Consider the following 15,756-nt stretch of genomic DNA (forward strand, 5'->3'; position numbering starts at 1 on the left):
ATCGGAAAGTTGGAAAGGCCAGCGCGACAGCGCCCCGTCCGCCTGCCCGCCCTCCGCGGCCGCGCAAGGCGGATCGGTCATCTCCCTTTGAGGGAGATCGACCGTTCTGCCGGCCGCTTCTACTCGGCCGGCGTCGTTCCCAGCACCGGCTTCCTGCGGGCGAACCAGCGCACGACCGTGCGGCCGAGCTGCTGGCCAGGCATTTCGATGACCCTATAGGTGACGAAGGACAGAAGGCAGACCACCGGTAGCACGATCGCCAGCACGATGGCGAAGCGCAGCGGCGCGTCCATCTCCTGGCCGTAGCGGGCAATGACGAATGCCGCGACCGGCTGCAGCACCAAAAGGTGGATGAGATAGATGCTGTAGGACAGTTCGCCCAGAACATGAAAGACACCGCCGCCCAGCGCCACGGCGACCTTTTTCGCCACGACGCCCACCAAGCCGGGGAGCATCCGGTAGAGGACAAGGGCAAAGAAGCCCAGCACCAGCGCTTCGCGTACCAGGAATTTCGAAAGCCCGTAGCCGTCGCCAAAGGGAATCGCAGCAAGCGCCATGGCCAGGGCCAGATGCAGCAGTGGCCTCGGTTGGCTTTGTGCCAGGACGCCCGCCAACAGCATGCCGCAAAGAAAGACCTGGATCTTCAGCGGCAGGAAAGACGGCATCGGGTAATGGACCGACAGCGACTTGAGGATCATCACAGCCAGGCCGCCGAGCGCCGCCACGAGTATCGCGCTCCATATCCAGTCGAAGCGGCGCACCAAAAGCATCAACGCCGGGAAGACTGCGTAGAACTGCATTTCCAGGCCAAGGCTCCAGTCCGGCAGCGGCGTCCGGTAGGCGAGGTTTGGCGAGAGGCCGAACAGGAATGTCAGGTGGGCGACGATGTTCTTCAGGCTGCCGTCCAGAAAGCGCTCGGGTGCCTGTGGCGCGCGCTGCAAGAAGGCATCGATGACCGTCCGTGACTCATAGAGATACGGCCCCAGCGCCAGCGCGAAGAACAGCATGACGTAGAACAGCGGCGCAATGCGAAAATAGCGCCGCGTCCAGAATTTCAGCCAGGTCTCAGGCCGTTGCCAAGGCTCCTTGGCCTGGCGCAACTGATAGTGAAACACCATCAGAAATCCGGACAGCATGATGAAGAGATCGACGCCGAGCGCGGGGTCGCCAAGCACCGGAATATGCCAGCCGGTCAACAGGAGGCAGTGACCGACCAGCACCCACAGCGCGGCGGCGGCGCGAAGGCCATCCAGGCATTCGATGCGCGATGACTCGGTCATGCTCTCTCCATGCTGCATTGCAGCATGGCCAGGGGAGCCTCAATGTCAACCCGGTTTCGGCACTCCCTCTTCCGCTGACGGCAAGGACGGCCTCAGTCCGCCCGTTTCTTCAACAGCCGCGTATGCCGCCGCCAGTACCACCAGTCCAGCACGCGCCTTCGAAAACTGCGTTTCATCGCGGTCATGGCGTCATACTCCGAGCAGCACGCGGCGCCGTCCGGCGACGTCGCTCGGCGCAAGGTCGGTCTTGACAGTGGCGAGCGTGCCCTGGCGCTGCTCGAGCTCAGCGCGAAGCGCGGCTTCACGCTCCTGCACGTCCTTGTCCTGCGCGGTCGGCACCGGCGGCAGCGGCTTCAGTTCCGGTGGTTTTTGAAAGAGACACATGGTTCCGGCTTTCCCCAAGGTTAGAGGTTCTTGTCCAGTCATAGAGGAAGAAATCTTCGCCGTTCCTGCCGTAACCCGGCAGGCGGCAGCGCTGCGTGGCGCCGAGCCTGTCCAGCCAGCGCAGCGCAAGCTCATTCTCGGCAAGCGCCCTCGCCTCGACCCGCCAGGCGCCCCGCGCCGCGACCTGCGGCCCGAGCACGCCATGGAAGAAGCGCGTGATCTCGGGCACGCAGCGCTTCATGCGGCGCGTGCCCCAGCTCCAGGCGATCCACAGGCCGCTATGCTGCTCGGCGGCGCCGAAGCCCGCCTCCGGATTGCCGTCGAGCTCGGCGACATAGGCAAAACCCTGAAGTGCTGTCAGCGCCAGCAGCGCCGGCGACCAATGGTCGAGCTGGCAGTCGATCTCGGCCCGGTCCTGCGGGCGCAGATTGGCGGCGATGTAGGAGAGATCCCGCAGCGTGCCGGGGACGATGCGGGTGGGCATGGTGGCTTTACTCCGCGCGAAGCGAGGTGATCGTCAAGCGAGAGGATGCGTCAGCGATCCCAGTTTCGTCATTCCAGGGCGAAGCAAGGAGCGAAGCGACGCGCCGCAGACCCTGGAATCCATTCCGTGACATCGAGGGGTCGCGACGGTGCAGAATTCTGATGCACCTTGGCATGGCAGGCGATTGAACCCATCGGCGGCACACGCTATGGGTGCAAAGCCGAGCAGTTCGAAGATAGCGGCAGTAGATGGAACGCCCCATGCGCATGGACCGCTTCGTTTACGCTTGCGGACTGTCGGATCGGGATTGGAAGGGCAGACCACTTGTCATCGGCGCGACCGTACGGGCCACAGAAGCTCCGGCAGCCTCGTCGTTAGGCTTACCGAGTGATCGCGTCTTGGTCTGCGCCTCGTCATTCCGCCCGGGGACGCTACTCGTCGTCGTAAGGCTCGACTATCGCAACGAAAATGCCCAACGATTCAAGCAGATCAAGAACGCGTTCCGAAATGACGAGACGGAAGGGCACTGCGATCCCGAAGTCGTCCTGACCCGCCTTTCCATGCACTTTCAACCAAACGAAATGTGGCAGCTCCAGGCCGGGTTGATCCTCTTGAAACTCTTCCGAGGTCGTCACCTCGGCGTCGGCGAACGTTGCGCCTGAAAAGCCCATCTTCTGCAACGCGCGCTGGGCTTCTTCTGTGACAAGAAAACAGGGAAACGTCGCAACAATCACATCCCCGAACCATGCGTTTACCTTGTAGTGGAGCTTGGTTACGATCGGTGGATGAAGGCTCGAGTCGAGAACCGTGCCTTTGCCAATCCCACCAGCCGGGTGCGGCCGTATTTTAAAAAATCGCATCAGAGGAAGACCGATCAACCTGCAGCTGAACCTCAGAAAGGTTCGATTAAAGCATGGGAGATGCCCAATGGCCTCAGGGCATCGAGCGCGCGCTGGGAGACAACAAGCCGGTGGTCCTCGGCTAGCCCGAAATCGTCGTGGCCCGCCTTTCCATTCACTTTCAGCCATACGAATGGCGGCAGCTTCAAGTCCGGCTGCATCTCCTCGAACAATTCGGACGTGGTTACTTCGACCTTATCGAAGGTTGCTCCCGAAAAGCCAGCCGTGAGAATTTTCACTTTTACGTCTTCGGTGACGAGATAGCAGGGGAACGAAGTAACAGCCACATCACCCAGCCACCCGTCGAATTCATAGTGCAGACGTGTCACGATAGGAGGATGGACGCTAGTGTCCATAATGGTATCATCACCAAGCCCGCCCGAGACTTCCGGTTCCAAATAGCAATATTTCACTTGTCCTCCATTCCGGAGCGGAATCACCGACGTCCGAAATCGCCTCGTCAACGGCTCCATACTCTCAGTGGTGCCGAGGCATCCTATGCAATCTGTAATTGCAAGCCAAGCCCCCTGTTTAGGCGCCTACGGTCGTGGGGGCGCAGGAACTCCTCAAAGCGGCGCGATCTTGCAGCCATCCTCGCATTCGAAAGGCCGAATCTACGGATCATCGTAAGGCTCGACGACAGCAAACGGAATGCCCAGCGATTCAAGCAGATCAAGGACGCGCTTCGAAATGACGAGGCGATAATCTGCTGCGATTCCGAAGTCGTCGTGGCCGGCCTTGCCATGCACTTTCAGCCAAACGAAAAGTGGTAATTGCAGCCCGGGTTGATCCTCCTGACAGTCTTCCGAAATAGTCACTTCGGCGGCGGCGAACGTCGCACCTGAAAAGCCCATCTTCTGCAGCGCATGCTGGGTTTCTTCGGTGACGAGGAAACAAGGAAAGGTTGTAACAATCACATCCCCAAACCAGCCCTCTACCTCGTAATGAAGCTGGGTTACGATCGGTGGGTGAACGCTCGGGTCGAGAACCGTGTGTTCGCCGAGTCCGCCGGCAACGTTCGGTTCTATATAGAAGTATTGCATTATTCACCTATCGGCGGCTGGAACAGATGGCCATATTTCTTGTCGATATATGTAACGTACTTAAGCACATCCTGACGAGTTGCATTTGGGTGTCTTCTATAAAACCGTTCCCATTCGAACCGAAAAATTGTCTTATGCAGAAGTCTATCCAAATCCTTAGGGATTCCACGGAGGTTCTCAAGTGAGTGCATCTCACCTTCGGTAACAAGACCAGGATATCGTTTCAATACCTGCCGCTCTGCAGCATGGTGGACCACCACGTCGCCCTCCAGCTTCGGGTTCGCATCAAGGAATGTTTTGCGGTAATTTTTGGAGGCAGCCCTTCCTAGCGATGCACCTTGATACTTTACCTTGGAAGGATCTCTTGCGATCGACTTTATGATCTGAAGAACCTCGGCCTTCTGGAGTTTGGCGCCGGTGCCCACACGAGAGGCGATATCCTCCGCGGCTTTGACCAGAGATTTCGTCTCGACCGCTTGGCGAGCCACCGCGGCGTCGGCGGCGAGCCCCGACTTGGCGCGCGAACCACTCGTCGCAAACTTCTCGAGCGGCTTGGTAAACTTGGCCGTCGCGTCGCGGACAATCGCCAAGCCCTTTGCAACAGCTTCGCCGGCTGCCTCTGACGCCAAGCGCCCTTCGGCAACTGCTCCCGAGCCGGGGGTGACCGGCAATTGTTCAAGGAAATCCCAAGGGGAATCGCGCAGGTCCCGGAGAGCCAGCCCAATGTCGTGCGGGGTGCGGGCCAGGGACTCGAAGCCCTCGCTGAGGTAATTGCCGAAATCCTCTGCGGCCTGTCGAACTGCAGACTTCGGTTCGCCGGAAGCCGCCGAAGAAGGCGATTGCTCCCCTGTCGCCGCGGTGGTGATCGGATCGATGTCGGCTGGCTGATAAAACCCAGCTTGGTCTAGCTGTTGAGATAAAGCATCCCGGGTTGCAGGATCGGTGGCTGCTGCCAGAAGATCATTCAGGACAATGGCCCTGTCAGCCTGCGGTACGTCTTTCCTGCCGAGGGTGTCGGTGATGCTTTGGGCGATGCCTCTCGGTAGAGGTTGGGGATTTTCGACCCCTAGTTGTCGCTGTGCCGCGACAGAGAGGGCGATCGCCCGATTGTATGCTTCCTGATCGTTGTTCCCAGGCTTGCCGCCTTGGCCAGTAACGGCGCTCCATGCGGCCTCGACATCAGGGAAGACGTCGCGGACATAGCCTGCAGGATCTGCCCGCCTCTCGCCTAAAATTTTGAGGGCTGCAGCGGCCGTGACTTGATATCGCGCCTGATCTTCCTTGGAACTTCCTGGAGCCGGCTCGACATCACGCAGTGCTGCGTGGATCGCCTGGTTCGGCATGGTCCGCATGCCGGAGGCTTGGCGACCGGCGTCAATCTTTCGACCGAACTCCTGATACCGCTTGCCGCCCTCCTCGACGCCATAGACGGCGGTGAAATCCGCGACGTTTGGCATGGTGCCGGAGTAGCTGCCCGTACTGGCAATCGCGTCCGGGGCGTTCTGCGAGGCGAGATCGATGTTGACGCGCGCCTCGATCAGCTTGGTCACTGTCGCGGCGCGCGCCTGGCGGAGCAGCCGCCGAATACCGTCGGACGATAAATCGGCACGAGGATCGACGACGGGATCGCCGGCTTGGCGGTCGCCCGCAACTGGTCCGGCGCTCAGCATCTCGGTTGCCCGCCCCGGATCGCGCGCGATCAGCGCTTCGACGCGCGTCCTTGCCGTGCTTTCACGCCAGGCGGCTTCGGCCTGCAGCCGGCTCTCAGGGTCGAGGTTCATCTTGGCGATGAGATCAAGGCCGGCATGGCGGGAGGCATCGAAGGCGGCGTGGTCGTCCGGGTCACTCTTCGCGATGGTGTCGAGCTCTTCGGCCTGGGCCGCCGCCAGTTGGTCCTGCTCATACTGGGCGCGGCGCTGGAGCTGTTGCATCGCCATGCGCACCGAGCCTGCCTCTCGCAGTGCAGGCTTGCGGCTGGCGAGGCCGGCGCGCAGCTCGGCCGGCGCCTGCTTCAGGAAATTGTCGAACAGCGTGTCGAACCGGCCCTTGAGCACGACGCGCCCGGTATGCGGATCGACCTCGCCATACATCGCGTGGTGCAGGCCCTCGCCGTCGGCCGGCGCATTAGCCACGGTGTCGGCCTCGGCGCTGGCGATCTCGCCATGCAGCCTGCGCGCCGCGATCTCGGTGTCGAAGGCCTGCTGCTGTGCCATGCGCCGTTCGTAATGAGCGGCAACCTCCTGCCAGTAGGGATCGAGCGGGCCGGCCGAAACGTCGGGCGCTCCTTTGCCGGCATTGGGGCGGCGCTGATCGGTGAAGAGAGGAATGATGTGGACCATCAGCTTCTCCGGCATGGCTGGCTTTGGAAGAGGCGCGCGCACGCGATCGCGGCCGATCGCAGGCGCGGCGGCGCATGCGGCTTGCTGGATCGAGGATTTTGGAGAGGCCGGGCGAATGTCAGGGTCGCGCGAGAAAGGCTCGGCGCCACCTGTTCGTCATCCTAGGGCGAAGCGAGGAGCGGAGCGACGAGCGCAGACCCTAGGATCCATGCCGTGACGCTAAAGCGTTGCAATGGTTGCAGAATTCTGCACCGTTGCGCTCTATGGCAGCCGTCACGGCATGGATACTCGGGTCAAGCCCGAGTATGACGAAGTGAGAGGGCGGCCCTCGTTACCTGAAAGCCCCCAGCGGGTCGCTCTGTCCCGCCGGCCGGCGCGCCGCCTTGAACTCCGCCGGGTCGACGATCGCCTCGCGCAGCATCATCACGCCGTAGCGTGTCGCGGCCATGAGATCGTCACGCAGCTTCACCACTTGGCCGTTCTTTCGATGAAAAAGCCTGAATTCCTCAAACCATGCGTGAAGGGTGGAAAACACCTTGAAGCGGCCGGACTGCATGCGGTCGAGCATTTCCATCAGCCCGGCCTCGACCGAAGCCGAACCGTCGGCGAAGCGGGCGTGGCTAATCAGCATGTTCAGCCCGTGGGCGGCATATTGCTTTGCCAGCGCCACACCGGCGCCTTCCAGCGTTTCGCGGCTGCCATCGCGCGGCCAAGCGAAGGGCAGCCAGTCGCCCCAGGCCTTCAGCGCCAGCGCCTGCATCGCCGGCGTCTGCTGGGACGCGCGATGCGCTTTCGTCACGTACACGACATCCGCTTCGGTATCCCAGGCAAGCTCGACCGCGGCCGACGGATGGTCCCAACCGAAATCGAGCGCGCCGATGCGCGGCCACCAGCGCGGCAATTTGAACGGCTCGCAGGCGACCATCTCCTCCGCCACCGGGAAGATGCGGCCGGAGCCCAGCACCGGAATGCCTTTCGCGCGGGCCTCACGCTCGTGCTCGGAATAGGCGGCGACGATCTCGGCGCGCTGCTCGGGCGTATAGTGCCCGGCATCGTCGATGGTCATGAAGGTAACGTGGCGGGACATGGCAAACCTTTCCCTTCTCCCCCTCCGAAGGACGAGGCGAGACCCGTGGCTCGCCCCCGGGCGGTGGATCGGCGCAGCGCCGAGACGGATGAAGGGTGTTCCACCGGAGAGACGCGCTGGCGTTCCCTGGAGTACCCCCTCATCGGGCCGCTTCGCGGCCACCGCCCGGCCTTTCGCAGGCTCAAGGCGTTCGAAGCTCGAAAAGCCAAGCAATCGGCTTTTCGTCCGCTAAACGGACCACTTCTCACCCCGCAAGGGGAGAAGGGAAGAGCTTCACGTCGCGATATCGTTCACCGGCGCCAGCGGCGCGGGAAGCGCGGTCTCGCCAAGGCCACGGCGCAGCTCGATCTCAATGTCGCGGCAGATTTGCGAGATCGGCACGTCGTTGGCATTGCCTTCGAACGGATTGGCGCTGCTTTCGCCGACCAGGTCCAGCGACATGTAGACCCAGCCCAGCAGCGCGCTGAACGGGATGGTCAGCCAGATCGAGATCCAGCCGAGCACGCCGCCCAGCTTGGCCATGTCGGCAAAGACCGGAACGACACCAAACGGCAGCAAGGTGCAGAAGATGATCATGAACATCGAGCTCACGATCGCGTATTGGCGGGGATAGGGATTGTTCTTGATGCGATCGCAACGCGCCTGCTGGTCCTGGAAGTCGCGTATCAGCTTGGTCAATTCGGAATAGACCTGCGTCGGAATGGCCGAGCTCTTCAACAAGCCGTTGACCACGGTCAATTGCCTGTCGAGAAGTTCTATCGCCGGCTGCGGCGATTTCAGCACGCTTTCGGCTTCCTCGCCGAGCAGCCTGCGCAGTTCCTCGGCAAGTGACGTCTTGTCCTCCTCAATGTGATAGCGACGGCGCCTGAACTCGATGTTGGCTGCTTTCGCCAGCGATTCCCAAGGCATCGGCCGCCGCAGCGAAAAACGCAGCGCCGTCAGCCAGGCGAGATGGCGGTGGATCAGTTGCCGGGCGGCGGCCGCATCCATGAAATCGCGGCAGAAGCCGGACAGCATCCGGCTGCTGGCGGTGATCTGCGAAAAAGCCTGCAGAGCCTCGTTGGCGCGGGTGAAGACCTGAGAATTCTTGAAGCCGGTGACCAGCGACACCGTTGTGCCGAGCACCAGCACGACCGACCACGGCACCGAGAAGCCCGCGGTCGCCGGAAGGCGGTAGGCGGCGATCGCCAACCCGCTCACCACGACCATGTAGATGACGCTGCGCCGCGACCAGAGCGCGAAGTCCAGCAACCTATAAGAACGGCCTACATACATTCCTGAAGTCCCTTACGGCAGGCAAATCGCGCGACCGCGCGCTCGCGCACCATAAGGGGTGGAAAACGTTTTGACAGGGGCCTACAGCCTTCCCTTCTCCCCTTGTGGGAGAAGGTGGATCGGCGCGCAGCGCCGAGACGGATGAGGGGTGTTCCAGCGGAGTGAGACGTTGGTTTTTCTGTCGCTATGCCCCTTCGCTGTACGAGCGCTTTTGCCAAGCTGGAGCACCCCTCATCCGACCGAGCTACGCTCGGCCACCTTCTCCCACAAGGGGAGAAGGGAAAGCCAACGCTCAGCCCTTATAGCCCTCGTTGACGCAGTCGTTCTTCCAGGCCCAGTCGAAATCGGCCTGCGACATGGACGAGCCGAGGCCCGGTTCGACATAGGGCCCGGCGCCGTCGATGTAGACGATGAAGCGCGCTTGCTTGGTGAAGATGCCGACCTTGCTTGCGATGACGCCGCAGGTCTGGCCGCTCGCGCTGTCGCCGGTGAGGTCGACATGCGAGAAACTCGCCGCCGGATCGTTGATCAGGCTCCGCATCCTGGCTTCGGCCGAAGCGATCGCATCGCCGCGCCAGTCGCCGCTAGAGCCGGAACAGGCCGAGAGCAACGCGCAGGCCAGAAGCAGGTTCGGTTTCGGTCGCATGTCGGCCCCCGGATCGTGGCCGAAAACTACTCGACCTTCGGTTGCGGCCAAAGCGACATCGCAAATCATGGTTTCGGCGCGGTTTCGCGTTGGGTGCGGCAGCCGAAGCTGCCGATCTCCCCCTCGTGGGGGAGATGTCCGGCAGGACAGAGGGGGGCGCTGTTCCCGCCGGCGTATCAGTGGTCAAGTCGGTGTATGAGCGATCAGACCCATCCACAATGGTCGAGGAAGCACGCCGCCGCGGATAAAGTCGAGGTAAGCACTCTACGGCGCCCCCCTCTGCCCTACCGGGCATCTCCCCCACGAGGGGGGAGATTGGCCGTCACCTACCTCTTCCCAATTCTTTCCACCTCGCCCGCGCTCAAGAACCTGAGCACCACATCGCTCATGCCGAGCAGCGGCGTGAACGTCACGATCGTAATGCCATCCGTGGCATTCGTACGGGTGAGGCCCTCGGAGTAGATATCCAGCGGCGGTTCCTCGTCGAACCAGACGCCGTGCAGCGTCTCGCCCTGCCATTTCTCGCGGCCCTTCTCGTAACTCTTGAACGAAAGCACGCTCTCGCCGGCCTGCACATCGCCGCCACCGCCCCAGCGCACGACGACGCTGTCCAGCGCTCCCGGCGCGCCGCGGCCCATTACCGTGTCGGCGATGGCATCGGCCGGGATCATGCCGGTGCCCCATTCTGCCTGTTGTTGCGGCGGACCGACCAGCACGCGCTGCGGATTGTCGCGCGTGCCTTCGCCGGTCACGCCGGCGGCCCAGAGCCTGACCGGTGTGTCGAACACTTTGCCCTTCCACCAGCCCGGATAGCGGCCGGTGAGGTGCATGGCCCATTCCGCGCCCCCTGCCCTGGTCTTGCCCAGCTGGTTGCCGGCCATGAACAGGCGTTCGCGGTTCGTTGCCCCTGCCGCGTGAAATTCGGCCTGCTGCTTGTAGGGCGCGTAGGCTGCAAGAAGGTTACGGCGACGCCTGCGGTCCATCTCCTCGAGCAGCGCCAGATAGGTTTGCATCGCTGTCCAGGAGCGGCCGGAGGCTCGCTTCGAGGCCGCGGATGCGGTTGCGGATCTCGTCATCGCTCAACTGCTCGAGACTGGTTTGCTTGGCATCGACAGGTTCCGAGAAATCCTTGGCCGAAAAATCCTTGGGTAGCAGCGTCAGCACGACCTTCAGATACTGGTCAGGTTTTTCGGCCCGCACCGCGGCGATGACGCCGGCACCATGGGCGCGGAAGTCGGCGCGAAGCGCGGCGGCGAAATCGTCGACGAGCGTCCTTCGCGAGCGCTTCGGGCGGGGGGACGGAGTGGCAGCGGCTTGGGTGGCTTTCGGCTTTCGCCTCGCCCGCTTCGCGCCGACGGGCTCGCGGCGCCTGCTTTCGTCAGCCATGCGTGACCGCATCCGATGGTGCTGCTTTCGCCGCCTTCGCCTTGCGGACCTTGCGGGCGGGTTTCCTGCGTCGCCTTGCGCTGGTCGGCTTGGCGGGCTTGGCATCGGCGGAGGGCGCGGCCATTGCCTTCAGCCCCGCCGTGGCTGTGCGGACCGCAGCCGGGCCGAGGCACTGGCGCGGGAAACCAAAACCGGCGACGACTTCATCAAGGCCACCCCGCACCATGCCGATGCGCACGCCCGGCGCGACCTGCTCGACACGGCCCGAGCGCTGCGGAAGGCTTGCGCCTTCGAATTTGCCGATAGCGCTGACGATCTCGGCGCCGTCATCGGCGGTGACGATGGTGGCATAGCGTGGCATCTGGGCCTCGATGTTGAAAGCGCCGCAGGACAGGGAAGACGCCGCCAGCGCTTCGAAAGAATGGATGGCGCGAAAAACAAAAACCCGCCGGCGGCGGGTTCGTTGGCGCAAATCAGCACCATGGACAAAATAGTAGCATAGCTGCCTTCATCAGGCAATAGCTTCTAGGTACATTTTCCTAAATTTCTCGCAATCGAGCCAGCAAAGCCCCGTGCGCGCCACACCTATAAATTGAAACGCCAGGCCAGATCACAGCAAATTTTTGTCGGAACCAACCCTGGTCCGACGGGTTGCACTCTTAGTCGCAACGCGACAGACGACCGTCTCGCAACAGAGGAGAAGAGATCATGCTTACGAAGATTCTTGCAGCTTCGGCCTTGACCATCGGCCTCGCGACGGCGGCGATGGCCCAGAACGCCGGTACCGCCGGAAATGACGGCGCGGGCAGCGGCCAGACCGTTACCGTCAACCCGAAGACACCGGCCGCGCCATCGCCTGACCAGGCCCCTCCGCCCGATACCGGCACGACCGGCAGCATCACAGGCGGCGACATGAATTCGAACGCCGACAAGAACTGCGCGAATAATCCGCAGGGCGCAATGGGCGATGCCAACAACAGCACCGCCACCACGGTGCAGCCGAACGTGAACGACAACAACTGCGGCAAGTAGCTGCGGCAAGCAAGGGCATCGGGCTTGGACCAAGGGCCGTGGAGTTCGCTCCGCGGCCCTCGTCTTTTGGCCTGGCGGCGCGCCTGCGGAAACCGCGGCGGAACAATGGCACGGCTTGGCCGTTCGTTCCCAGGAGGCAAAAAGGAGAGACCGATGGCAGACAATGACACCAGCACCACCAATTCAGCCAACGGCAACGCGAAGACCGCCGCCGCGCGCGCCACGCGCAACCGTCCCGCGTCCCGCAGCAGCGCACGAGCCTCGCGGGCATCGGAAGACGCGATGAAGAAGCAGATCGCCGAGTTGAAGCGCGAGGTGAACCGGCTGAACCGCACGCTTTCCGAACAAGCCGCAGAGACCGCGCATGGCTGGTACCAGGGCGCGGCCGACCGGGCCTCGACCCTTTACAGCGGCGCCTCCGACCGCGCGTCGCGCGCGGCGAGCCAGTTGCGCAGCCAGGCGCATAGCGTTTCGGAAACCGTGCAGCAGAACCCCGGCACCTTCTCGACCGCGATGTTGATCGGCGGCCTGGTCGGCTTGCTGGCCGGCATGGCGATCAGCCGAAGCTCCGCCCCCGAGCCGGACTGGCTGCATCGCTGGCACAGGTAGACATTTCCGGCCCGGCTAGAGAGCCGACCCGGAAAACGGTGAGGTTGCCTTGCGGCGACCGCGCGGAAGGAAAGGCCAGGCCGTCGCGCCCGGCCTTTTTCTTTCCCCGCCGGCTTCCAGTTTCCGAGGTTGTGCTGGGGCCTGCTCTGTTCCGGCGGCCGTCCCGGGCTGGTCATTAGCCGGTGCTTGTGGGATCATTCCCCAAGGGAATCGCGGAGAGCAGGCATGGACAAACCTGCCATGGCATCCGTCTTTCGGATGCGGCATGTGCCAGCAAACATTTCGGGCGTTCGCAGCCTCGGCCGGGGCCAGGCCGATCCGATCTTCCATTCGAGACCGCTCGGCGAAGCGATCCGCTTCATCGCCCAGGCCGAGGGCCAATATGACCTCAGCGCCGTCGCTGTCTTCTACGGCGACCGCCAGACGCCGCCGCTCGGCAACCGCGAGATCCGGCGGCTTTGGAGCGAGTATGGAGAGCGGTGGATGGAGGCCTAAGCGAGGCTCGCGCATCTCCGGATCGTAACCGCGGCTCGCGCGTTTCACCCCGGTCAATGGGAGCAAAAGCCATGAATGTCGCCAATCTGCAGCTCGAGGGCCTCCTGATGGCCGTCGCTTCGGTCAACCAGGTGCTGGTGCGCAAGGGCGTGCTGACGGTCGAGGAGATCGACATCGCGCTGCGCAAGGCGGAGGCCAGCGAAACCAGCGAGGAGCGCTCGGAAGGCATGTCGGCCTCGAGCCGCGACGCCGTCAACTTCCCGATCCGGCTGCTCGAACTCGCCAATCAGTGCCAGCCGGAGGCCGACATGCCGTCCTTCTCGAAGCTGGCGCGCATGGTCGGCCAGATGAAAGAGCCGTATAACGATCAGATGTGAGCGTGTGGGGAAGGCGCCTTGTCTTGAAATGTTGGCGCCGCCCCTCATCCGGCCTTCGGCCACCTTCTCCCAGTAGAACGGGGAGAAGGAAAGTTCATGCCCTGCCCGGCCAACCCTGCTTGAGGGCCAGCACGCTGCCCGGGCCGTGGACGGCGGCGTAGAGCAGCCCGGCGGCGAACGGGAAATGCGACATGAAGGCGCCGAACTCGGCCTGGTTTCCGGCCCAGTGCGACGGGCCGTGAAAGGCGAAGCCCAGGAAGATGACATAGACCGCGCCGATTAGCGCCAACGGCGTCAGATAAGCGCCGGTGAGGAAGGCGATCACCAGCAACGCTTCGAGGATCGCCGCGCACCAGGCCAGGAACAGCGGGAACGGGAAGCCGGCGGCCGCGATGTAGCCGGCGGTGGCGCCGATATCCATCAGCTTGAAGGCGACGGCCATCGCGAACATGGCGGCGAAGATCAGGCGGGCGATGAGGATGGCGGCGGTCTGCCAGATCGATTGCATTTCCACGATGTTCCTCCGGATTGTTGAAGCGGTTGATGCCCCCAAGGACGGGCGGAGGGAGTTGGTTCCGACAGGCGGTGGAAAAATTGTTTGGCGGGGACGCGGCGCCTCGCCTTCTCCCCTTGTGGGAAAAGGTGGATCGGCGCGACAGCGCCGAGACGGATGAGGGGTGTTCCAGCGAAGTGAGACGTCGGTATTCCCTGGAACACCCCTCATCCGTCCGCTTCGCGGCCACCTTCTCCCACAAGGGGAGAAGGAGAAAGTTGCGGCGGATGGCTGATCGAATCCCGAACGGTGCCGTATTCGGCGCCCCAGCGGTCCGTCATGGCGCAGCGAATGTCCCAGAGCTCGGGGAAGAAGCGGTGACGGGCGCCGCCTTCGAGGATCTCCACCGGCCTGCCTTTCAGCGACTTCGCGCCGAGCCCGATAGAGCGGTGGATCAGATAGAGGTGATTAGCGCGGAATTTCTGGAACAGCTCGTCGAACTCGATCAGCGCCTCGGCCACGACATAGGAATCGCCGTGGTCATAATGCTCGTCATAGATATCCTCCACGGTCAGCCCGCGGCCGTCGAGATAGGCATGCCTGAAGGCCCGCCAAAGGTCCGGCGGCAGGCGCAGCAAAAGCTTGAAGCCTGGCGATTCCTGGCCGCTGCCATTGCCGAGCTGCAGGCGGATCTGCTGGTACTCCTTGGGCGACATGGTTTCCAGGAGGTCGAGCTGCGCCGTCATCATGCGCATCAATCGGTGCACGCGGCCCATCAGCGTGACGATGCGATGCGTGTCCTGTTTCTCCAGATAGTCGAGGACATCGACCAGCGTGTAGGCGATGAGCTTCATCCATAGTTCCTCGACCTGGTGCACGATCTGGAACTGCAGCTCGTCGGCGTTGACCATGTCGGAGAGCGGTTTTTGGCAGGCGAGCAGCTGATCGCATTTCAGATAGACGCCGTAGTCGCGCATCTCGGGGGCCTCGATGCGGGCGTGATAGTCCGTCTTGTCCATGGCTTCTCCTCCTCGCGGCAGGTTTTCGACCTGGCGACAAGGATAGCGCTTTTCGGCTTGAACATTGTTCCTTTCTGTTATTCAAAATGACGTGGAATGAAGGACGACTGTCGATATCTTCCGTCATATTGGAGAACGAATGGCGCTGGATGCTCTCGACCGTAGAATAGTCGCCGCGCTTGAGCGCGACGCGCGCATCTCCTTCGGCGAACTCGCCGAGGAGGTCGGCTTGAGCAAGACGCCTTGCTGGAAACGGGTGAAGGCGTTGGAAGAGGCCGGCGTTATTCGCGGATATTCGACCCGCATCGACCCGGCGAGGATCGGCTTCGGCATCGAGGCCTTCATTCAGGTGTCGATCGACTTCGAGGTGTCGGATGCCTTCGAGGCGGCAGTGAAGAAGCACCCGCTGATCCGCCGCTGCTACGCCACCACGGGCGAAGCCGACTATCTGCTCCAGATCGTCACCGTCGACATGATGGCGCTCGACCGGATGCTGCGCGAGGAACTCAGCCGCCTGCCCGGCGTGCGCCGCACGGTGACTTCGATGGCGATGCGCGAGATCAAGGGCGACATCTCGTTCGCCGAGGCGGCGGCGCGTGCGCTGAGGGGATAAGGCGAGCGCCAAATTGAGACGTCGGCTCGACGGTACCCTGCCGGCAATCGAGCCGTGGACGCTGGCCGCGCAGGCCCGCGCCGGACGGTGTCTTTATGGCGACGCGAGGCGATCTACTGGTTGGAGGACGCGTGACGAGAATATGGGAGCCTGTTCACGGCCGGCTCCCGCTCCACCTTTTCCTTCTCCGCGTCGGCCTTGCGTTTCGGGCATTCCTCGAAATCATGGTCGCGGCCGCCGCAGTAGGAGCAGCACTTGGCTGGAGTGTCGGGGTAAAGCATCGAGACCATTCCCA

20 protein-coding genes are annotated in these 15,756 nt (G+C 62.9%); 5 read left to right on the forward strand and 15 right to left on the reverse strand.

The genetic code is table 11. The features are described from left to right. Positions 1–119: 119 nt before the first annotated feature. The 13 genes from FJW05_RS10550 to FJW05_RS10605 form a co-directional block, all read right to left on the reverse strand. Positions 120–1,280 (reverse strand): acyltransferase, encoded by a 1,161-nt coding sequence (locus FJW05_RS10550; RefSeq protein WP_140631301.1) that lies wholly within the window; start codon positions 1,278–1,280, stop codon positions 120–122. A 189-nt stretch (positions 1,281–1,469) separates the two neighbouring features. Continuing rightward, complete coding sequence (locus FJW05_RS27895; protein WP_281405768.1) at positions 1,470–1,595, reverse strand: hypothetical protein; 126 nt, start codon at positions 1,593–1,595, stop codon at positions 1,470–1,472. Continuing rightward, positions 1,582–2,148, reverse strand: a complete 567-nt coding sequence (locus FJW05_RS10555; protein WP_140631305.1) for a hypothetical protein — start codon at positions 2,146–2,148, stop codon at positions 1,582–1,584. The genes FJW05_RS27895 and FJW05_RS10555 overlap by 14 nt, the downstream gene beginning before the upstream one ends. Positions 2,149–2,579: 431 nt before the next feature. Beyond that, entirely contained in the window at positions 2,580–3,026 is a 447-nt protein-coding gene (locus FJW05_RS10560; RefSeq protein ID WP_246673335.1) for a hypothetical protein, read from the reverse strand. A gap of 14 nt (positions 3,027–3,040) precedes the next feature. After that, entirely contained in the window at positions 3,041–3,460 is a 420-nt protein-coding gene (locus FJW05_RS10565; RefSeq protein ID WP_140631307.1) for a hypothetical protein, read from the reverse strand. 201 nt (positions 3,461–3,661) lie between these two features. After that, complete coding sequence (locus FJW05_RS10570; RefSeq protein ID WP_140631310.1) at positions 3,662–4,090, reverse strand: hypothetical protein; 429 nt, start codon at positions 4,088–4,090, stop codon at positions 3,662–3,664. Further along, on the reverse strand, positions 4,090–6,429 hold the full coding sequence (locus FJW05_RS10575) for a hypothetical protein (protein ID WP_140631313.1): 2,340 nt from the start codon (positions 6,427–6,429) through the stop codon (positions 4,090–4,092). The genes FJW05_RS10570 and FJW05_RS10575 overlap by 1 nt, the downstream gene beginning before the upstream one ends. A gap of 331 nt (positions 6,430–6,760) precedes the next feature. Continuing rightward, complete coding sequence (locus FJW05_RS10580) at positions 6,761–7,678, reverse strand: terminase family protein (protein ID WP_281405772.1); 918 nt, start codon at positions 7,676–7,678, stop codon at positions 6,761–6,763. 111 nt (positions 7,679–7,789) lie between these two features. Beyond that, positions 7,790–8,791: a bestrophin family ion channel gene (locus tag FJW05_RS10585; protein ID WP_140631318.1), complete on the reverse strand. Its 1,002-nt coding sequence runs from the start codon at positions 8,789–8,791 to the stop codon at positions 7,790–7,792. A gap of 292 nt (positions 8,792–9,083) precedes the next feature. Next, entirely contained in the window at positions 9,084–9,437 is a 354-nt protein-coding gene (locus FJW05_RS10590) for a hypothetical protein (RefSeq protein WP_140631321.1), read from the reverse strand. A gap of 326 nt (positions 9,438–9,763) precedes the next feature. Beyond that, on the reverse strand, positions 9,764–10,450 hold the full coding sequence (locus FJW05_RS10595; RefSeq protein ID WP_246673336.1) for a terminase family protein: 687 nt from the start codon (positions 10,448–10,450) through the stop codon (positions 9,764–9,766). After that, complete coding sequence (locus FJW05_RS10600) at positions 10,398–10,823, reverse strand: hypothetical protein (RefSeq protein ID WP_140631328.1); 426 nt, start codon at positions 10,821–10,823, stop codon at positions 10,398–10,400. Before FJW05_RS10600 ends, FJW05_RS10595 begins: the two co-directional genes overlap by 53 nt. Beyond that, complete coding sequence (locus tag FJW05_RS10605) at positions 10,816–11,184, reverse strand: hypothetical protein (RefSeq protein ID WP_140631331.1); 369 nt, start codon at positions 11,182–11,184, stop codon at positions 10,816–10,818. Before FJW05_RS10605 ends, FJW05_RS10600 begins: the two co-directional genes overlap by 8 nt. 347 nt (positions 11,185–11,531) lie before the next feature. On the opposite strand from FJW05_RS10605, the gene FJW05_RS10610 reads away from it, so the two are divergent. The 4 genes from FJW05_RS10610 to FJW05_RS10625 all read left to right on the forward strand — a co-directional run bounded on the left by FJW05_RS10610 (position 11,532) and on the right by FJW05_RS10625 (position 13,336). After that, complete coding sequence (locus FJW05_RS10610) at positions 11,532–11,855, forward strand: hypothetical protein (RefSeq protein WP_140543019.1); 324 nt, start codon at positions 11,532–11,534, stop codon at positions 11,853–11,855. A 153-nt stretch (positions 11,856–12,008) separates the two neighbouring features. Next, entirely contained in the window at positions 12,009–12,464 is a 456-nt protein-coding gene (locus FJW05_RS10615) for a hypothetical protein (protein WP_246673339.1), read from the forward strand. A 225-nt stretch (positions 12,465–12,689) separates the two neighbouring features. Then, a complete protein-coding gene (locus FJW05_RS10620) occupies positions 12,690–12,959 on the forward strand; it encodes a hypothetical protein (RefSeq protein ID WP_140631334.1) in 270 nt (89 codons plus the stop codon). A 71-nt stretch (positions 12,960–13,030) separates the two neighbouring features. Beyond that, positions 13,031–13,336, forward strand: a complete 306-nt coding sequence (locus FJW05_RS10625) for a hypothetical protein (RefSeq protein WP_095768409.1) — start codon at positions 13,031–13,033, stop codon at positions 13,334–13,336. A 94-nt stretch (positions 13,337–13,430) separates the two neighbouring features. On the opposite strand, the gene FJW05_RS10630 is transcribed toward FJW05_RS10625, so the two are convergent. Both FJW05_RS10630 and FJW05_RS10635 read right to left on the reverse strand, forming a co-directional pair. After that, the gene (locus tag FJW05_RS10630) at positions 13,431–13,844 is read right to left on the reverse strand and encodes a DoxX family protein (protein ID WP_140632034.1); all 414 of its coding nucleotides are present in this window, start codon (positions 13,842–13,844) and stop codon (positions 13,431–13,433) included. Positions 13,845–14,056: 212 nt separating this feature from the next. Continuing rightward, positions 14,057–14,848 carry a tryptophan 2,3-dioxygenase family protein gene (locus FJW05_RS10635; RefSeq protein ID WP_140631337.1) on the reverse strand — a complete coding sequence of 264 codons (792 nt, stop codon included), beginning with the start codon at positions 14,846–14,848 and terminating at the stop codon, positions 14,057–14,059. Between the two features lie 139 nt (positions 14,849–14,987). On the opposite strand from FJW05_RS10635, the gene FJW05_RS10640 reads away from it, so the two are divergent. Further along, positions 14,988–15,461, forward strand: coding sequence for an Lrp/AsnC family transcriptional regulator (locus tag FJW05_RS10640; RefSeq protein WP_140631339.1), 474 nt, complete (start codon positions 14,988–14,990; stop codon positions 15,459–15,461). Positions 15,462–15,756 lie beyond the last annotated feature (295 nt).

Source organism: Mesorhizobium sp. B2-9-1, from assembly GCF_006439455.1.
Classification (GTDB): domain Bacteria; phylum Pseudomonadota; class Alphaproteobacteria; order Rhizobiales; family Rhizobiaceae; genus Mesorhizobium.

What these genes read in the sequence shown, in the direction of transcription:
- FJW05_RS10550 (WP_140631301.1), bottom strand. Translation starts at nt 1,280, where the DNA reads ATGACCGAGTCATCGCGCATCGAATGCCTGGATGGCCTTCGCGCCGCC.
- FJW05_RS10610 (WP_140543019.1), top strand. Translation starts at nt 11,532, where the DNA reads ATGCTTACGAAGATTCTTGCAGCTTCGGCCTTGACCATCGGCCTCGCG.
- FJW05_RS10630 (WP_140632034.1), bottom strand. Translation starts at nt 13,844, where the DNA reads ATGCAATCGATCTGGCAGACCGCCGCCATCCTCATCGCCCGCCTGATC.
- FJW05_RS10605 (WP_140631331.1), bottom strand. Translation starts at nt 11,184, where the DNA reads ATGCCACGCTATGCCACCATCGTCACCGCCGATGACGGCGCCGAGATC.
- FJW05_RS10570 (WP_140631310.1), bottom strand. Translation starts at nt 4,090, where the DNA reads ATGCAATACTTCTATATAGAACCGAACGTTGCCGGCGGACTCGGCGAA.
- FJW05_RS10615 (WP_246673339.1), top strand. Translation starts at nt 12,009, where the DNA reads ATGGCAGACAATGACACCAGCACCACCAATTCAGCCAACGGCAACGCG.
- FJW05_RS10620 (WP_140631334.1), top strand. Translation starts at nt 12,690, where the DNA reads ATGGACAAACCTGCCATGGCATCCGTCTTTCGGATGCGGCATGTGCCA.
- FJW05_RS10600 (WP_140631328.1), bottom strand. Translation starts at nt 10,823, where the DNA reads ATGGCTGACGAAAGCAGGCGCCGCGAGCCCGTCGGCGCGAAGCGGGCG.
- FJW05_RS10595 (WP_246673336.1), bottom strand. Translation starts at nt 10,450, where the DNA reads ATGCAAACCTATCTGGCGCTGCTCGAGGAGATGGACCGCAGGCGTCGC.
- FJW05_RS10635 (WP_140631337.1), bottom strand. Translation starts at nt 14,848, where the DNA reads ATGGACAAGACGGACTATCACGCCCGCATCGAGGCCCCCGAGATGCGC.
- FJW05_RS10555 (WP_140631305.1), bottom strand. Translation starts at nt 2,148, where the DNA reads ATGCCCACCCGCATCGTCCCCGGCACGCTGCGGGATCTCTCCTACATC.
- FJW05_RS10590 (WP_140631321.1), bottom strand. Translation starts at nt 9,437, where the DNA reads ATGCGACCGAAACCGAACCTGCTTCTGGCCTGCGCGTTGCTCTCGGCC.
- FJW05_RS10625 (WP_095768409.1), top strand. Translation starts at nt 13,031, where the DNA reads ATGAATGTCGCCAATCTGCAGCTCGAGGGCCTCCTGATGGCCGTCGCT.
- FJW05_RS10585 (WP_140631318.1), bottom strand. Translation starts at nt 8,791, where the DNA reads ATGTATGTAGGCCGTTCTTATAGGTTGCTGGACTTCGCGCTCTGGTCG.
- FJW05_RS10640 (WP_140631339.1), top strand. Translation starts at nt 14,988, where the DNA reads ATGGCGCTGGATGCTCTCGACCGTAGAATAGTCGCCGCGCTTGAGCGC.
- FJW05_RS10575 (WP_140631313.1), bottom strand. Translation starts at nt 6,429, where the DNA reads ATGGTCCACATCATTCCTCTCTTCACCGATCAGCGCCGCCCCAATGCC.